This is a genomic window from Ruminococcus sp. CAG:330 (assembly GCF_000437175.1).
Classification (GTDB): Bacteria; Bacillota; Clostridia; order Oscillospirales; family Ruminococcaceae; genus Ruminococcus_C.
On sequence record NZ_FR898042.1, the window covers coordinates 1 to 3,726 of the forward strand.

Annotated in this window: 5 protein-coding genes; all 5 read right to left on the bottom strand. The window is 50.2% G+C overall.

Going from position 1 to position 3,726, the window contains the following annotated elements; genetic code table 11:
- Window positions 1–33: 33 nt before the first annotated feature.
- From QZL66_RS04840 to QZL66_RS04860, 5 genes are read right to left on the bottom strand one after another with little or no spacing between them, the layout of a single operon-like run.
- The gene (locus tag QZL66_RS04840; RefSeq protein WP_022410608.1) at window positions 34–804 is read right to left on the bottom strand and encodes a hypothetical protein; all 771 of its coding nucleotides are present in this window, start codon (window positions 802–804) and stop codon (window positions 34–36) included.
- The gene (locus QZL66_RS04845; protein ID WP_022410609.1) at window positions 801–1,271 is read right to left on the bottom strand and encodes a DUF3021 domain-containing protein; all 471 of its coding nucleotides are present in this window, start codon (window positions 1,269–1,271) and stop codon (window positions 801–803) included. Before QZL66_RS04845 ends, QZL66_RS04840 begins: the two co-directional genes overlap by 4 nt.
- A gap of 10 nt (window positions 1,272–1,281) precedes the next feature.
- The gene (locus QZL66_RS04850) at window positions 1,282–1,722 is read right to left on the bottom strand and encodes a LytTR family DNA-binding domain-containing protein (RefSeq protein ID WP_022410610.1); all 441 of its coding nucleotides are present in this window, start codon (window positions 1,720–1,722) and stop codon (window positions 1,282–1,284) included.
- On the bottom strand, window positions 1,719–2,612 hold the full coding sequence (locus tag QZL66_RS04855; RefSeq protein WP_022410611.1) for an ABC transporter permease: 894 nt from the start codon (window positions 2,610–2,612) through the stop codon (window positions 1,719–1,721). The genes QZL66_RS04850 and QZL66_RS04855 overlap by 4 nt, the downstream gene beginning before the upstream one ends.
- The gene (locus QZL66_RS04860) at window positions 2,613–3,527 is read right to left on the bottom strand and encodes an ABC transporter ATP-binding protein (protein WP_022410612.1); all 915 of its coding nucleotides are present in this window, start codon (window positions 3,525–3,527) and stop codon (window positions 2,613–2,615) included.
- Window positions 3,528–3,726: the final 199 nt, after the last annotated feature.

The following is a 3,726-nucleotide window of genomic DNA, read 5'->3' on the forward strand; positions in this document are numbered from 1 at the left end:
AAATCCGCATATATTTCCTATGAACACAAGCTCTTAGTAGGTCTGTCCGTCGAACGACACACTGCTGATCTTCCATGTGCCATTCTCCAAAGCAGCAACGATAACGCAGTCATCTGTTGAGCCAAAATCGTCGTATTGCATCGTGGCAGTGAACGAAGTATCTGTCACATCAGTGACTGTCGGTGTCTGTGTTTTCCATGCAAATCCGCCGCTTGTGGCGTATACCTTACCATAGAGTGCGCCGTCTACATCGATGTACAGCGGAGAACTCGACCCGTATATGCTGAGAAGATTGGAATAGCGGGAGAGAATGAGCGGCTGCGTCAGATAGCTTTCCATGTATGACTGCAGGTCAGCTGTGCTGGAGAACTGTGTTCCGGATACTGCCTCATAATCTGCGCCGTACTGGTTGGAAGTGTAGGTCTTGCTCTCGTCCTTGGGCAAATTGCCGCTGCCGATCTGTTCGATGTAATTCAGCGCACCGAACAGACTGGAAGCGGTTTCCTGCAGGTCGCTGTTGTCCGAAGCAGCAGCCGTGGTGGTGCTTTCCGAGGTGGTTTCTGTGCCTGATGTGCTCTCGGAAGACGCTGCACTTTCTATGGTGGCGGAATCCGGCGATGGAATCGTCGCAGAGGCGGAATCTGTGGTCTGAGGTTCTGTGGTTTCGGCAGAAGTCGTTTCTGTTGCAGTTGTCACCGTACCGGAAGAGTTGCTGTTCAAACCAACTTCGGTACAGCCTGCTGCGGTGGTCAGAGCGGAAACGGCAAGCATACCTGCCAGTAATTTTGTGAGATGTTTTTTCATTGTGAATCACCTTCCTTTTGATGTTTGGAGTGATATTGCTCCAATTTTTCATTCATTGCATTTGCAATGATTTTGTTGCGGTAGTAGTTCAGGAAAAATGTAAAGCCGTAAACGCCTGCCGAAGTCAGACACATGGCGATGACATTTCCAACGTTCCAGCAGTACCAGTGATAGAAGTAACCGCAAATAAGCACAACGATGGTCACAGCGATATAGTGCACTGCAATCCATATCCAAAACGTCTTTTTCTTTGGCTCTCTTTTCGAATAAAACGCCAGTTCCGTAATCAAGCCGCAAAAGATGCCGACAGACAGAATCTCAGGAAGCATGAGAAAATTGATGTTGGCTTCTGTCAAAGAAGATCCCATTGTTAAAATAGAGATGCCGCCCCAGAAGATGCAGGCGATGAGCGTTCCGGTGGTAATTGTGGTAATGTAATTCATCAAACGCCGCAATTTTTCTTTCATGTTCTTCACCTCACAATCCAAGCTGCTTTCGGATGACGGGGACATATTGTCTGGAGATCATGACTTTCTCCCCGTTTTGCAGAATCGCCTCGAACCGTCCGCTGACAGCCGGCCGGAACCGGCTGACTTTGGCGAGGTTCAGGATCATGGATTTTGAAATCCGGACAAAGCCGGCGTTCGGGAACTGGTGTTCGATCTCGTAAAGCCGGAGCTTTAACTCAGCGACATTTTGCTCGCCATAGGCAAAGACTTTGTTGTCCACTGATTCGAAGTAGTAGACATCGTCCGGATCCAGAAGCCCCATGCTTCCGTCTGTATAGTAGCCCGTTAGCTTCTCCTCGTCTGTCTTGAGGAGCTGGAGCAGTTCCAAAATTTTAGGACTGAGATTTTCGGCACGAATGACGATCTCCTCCTCTTGTCCGGGAAGCGGATTCTCAATGGTAATTTTCATCTGTCTTTTTTCTCCTGAAGAATATGGATGAGAACATAGCCGGCGGTCAAAACCGCAACGGCAGTTCCCAGAATGGCATACATCATGGAAAGCGGCACTTCCCGCTCAAAGAACAAGAGCCGGCAGTCCACTGCCTCCCAAATGCCCGTGATGAGTTCCGCCGGAAGCTGCTGCGCTTCCAGTTTCTCAAAGACACCGTGCAGGGCGTGGTTTCGAATGAGGGAGGTGCCATAAGTGCCGGGAAGAAACAGCAGGACTTTTTGGAGGGTGTCGCCGAAGCTGGAAATCGGCATGTAAGCACCGCACACAAAGCCGTATCCGGCGCTGACAATGGTTCCCACTGCGGAAACTTGTCCCTGTGTGGAGAGGAAACTGTTGCAAATGGAGGAGAGGGATGTTCCAAAGAGTACCAGCATCACAATATCCAATATCATCCATGCAACGTCGGACAGCGCCATATCATAACCCACGGCATGCACGTAAATCAGTCCGGCAAGCAATGCAATAAAACAAATGATCCACGTGACCAGTGCAGAGGAAATGAAATAGCTGATGGAAATGATGTGACTTTTCGCCGGTGAAATGGCAATGTCCTTTTGTGCACCAGTGATCTTATCCTGTACCATCCGCATATTGGCACAGAATGCCACGGTGATGCAGCAGACCGCCAGAAGCGAGGAGAGCAGTTCTCCAGCAACCATGGAGTTAACGATGGTATCAGACACGGCGATTCCCTCCGGAATCGAACTCCGAAAGCTGTCGGCGTAGACACTCCCCAAAAATGTGACGTAGAGTACCAACAGAACCAGCGGGGTAATCAGCGCCGTGAAAAACATGCCCTTGTCTTTGAAAAACAGCTTGGTGTTGCGCAAAATCATAGTATACAGCATTTACCTCTCCCCCTCTGCCACGTGCTTTCCGGTTACTGTCAGAAAGACGTCATCCATTTTTCCCTTGATGATCTCATAATCCCGGAAACATTCCGGATGTTCCAGAATCAGTTTGGTTGCCGCTTGTGTATTTGGCACGGTCAGGCGAAACGTAATACCGTCTTTGCAATAGGGAACGCCAAGCTGCTGCACCTCGGATTCCGATGCACCGTACAGCGTGATAAAATCGCCGGTGTATGTGTTTTTGAGATCCAGCGGCGTTCCCTCTGCGGCAATCTTTCCGCCGTCCAGAATGACAACATAGTCGGCATCCGCCGTTTCCTCCATGTAGTGTGTTGTGAGAAAGACGGTCAGCCCTGCAGTTTTGCGCAGTGTGTGAATGACATCCCACACCATGTGCCGTGTCTGGGGGTCGAGTCCTGTGGTTGGCTCATCCAGAATCAGGAGCTTTGGCTGGTGGAAGATAGCTCTGGCAATGTCGATGCGCCGGCGCTGCCCGCCGGAGAGTTTTCCTACCTGCCGTTTCAGCAGCGGTTCCAGCTGAAAAAGCGCTGTGACCTCTGCCAGACGTGTTCGGAACGCCTCGCCGCGAATGCCGTAGAGTGCTGCCCGATATTTCAGATTCTCCAGCACAGTCAGCTGCGCATCCAGCACGGAGTTCTGAAAGACCACACCCAGAGTCCGTGCGATTTCTGTACTGTGATGGCAAAGTTCTTTTCCGTCCACCCAGATCTCTCCGCTGTCCCGCTTCAGCTGACCGCAGAGCATGGAAATGGTGGTGCTTTTTCCGGCACCGTTTACGCCAAGAAAGGTAAAAAGCTGTCCGGTTCTCACGGAAAAGCTGAGGTCGTCTACTGCACGAACAGCGCCGTAGCTCTTACAGAGATGCCGGATTTCGATGATGTTCTTCGCCATGGTGTTGCTCCTTCTCCCGATTGGGCGGTTTCGTTTGATTGGTAATTCTGATTATATCCCATTCTGGTGTGGAAATCAAGGGAAACATGGTAAGTGGTATCAAAACGAGAGGTAACCTGCAAAAAGCTGCCCGCAGGAACTTCTGCGAACAGCTTTCTTTATAAGAGCTTGTATTCATAGGAAATATATGCGGATTTTC

Bases quoted from the DNA above. Each gene is read 5' to 3' on its own strand.
- QZL66_RS04840 (WP_022410608.1), bottom strand. From the start codon at position 804: ATGAAAAAACATCTCACAAAATTACTGGCAGGTATGCTTGCCGTTTCC.
- QZL66_RS04845 (WP_022410609.1), bottom strand. From the start codon at position 1,271: ATGAAAGAAAAATTGCGGCGTTTGATGAATTACATTACCACAATTACC.
- QZL66_RS04850 (WP_022410610.1), bottom strand. From the start codon at position 1,722: ATGAAAATTACCATTGAGAATCCGCTTCCCGGACAAGAGGAGGAGATC.
- QZL66_RS04855 (WP_022410611.1), bottom strand. From the start codon at position 2,612: ATGCTGTATACTATGATTTTGCGCAACACCAAGCTGTTTTTCAAAGAC.
- QZL66_RS04860 (WP_022410612.1), bottom strand. From the start codon at position 3,527: ATGGCGAAGAACATCATCGAAATCCGGCATCTCTGTAAGAGCTACGGC.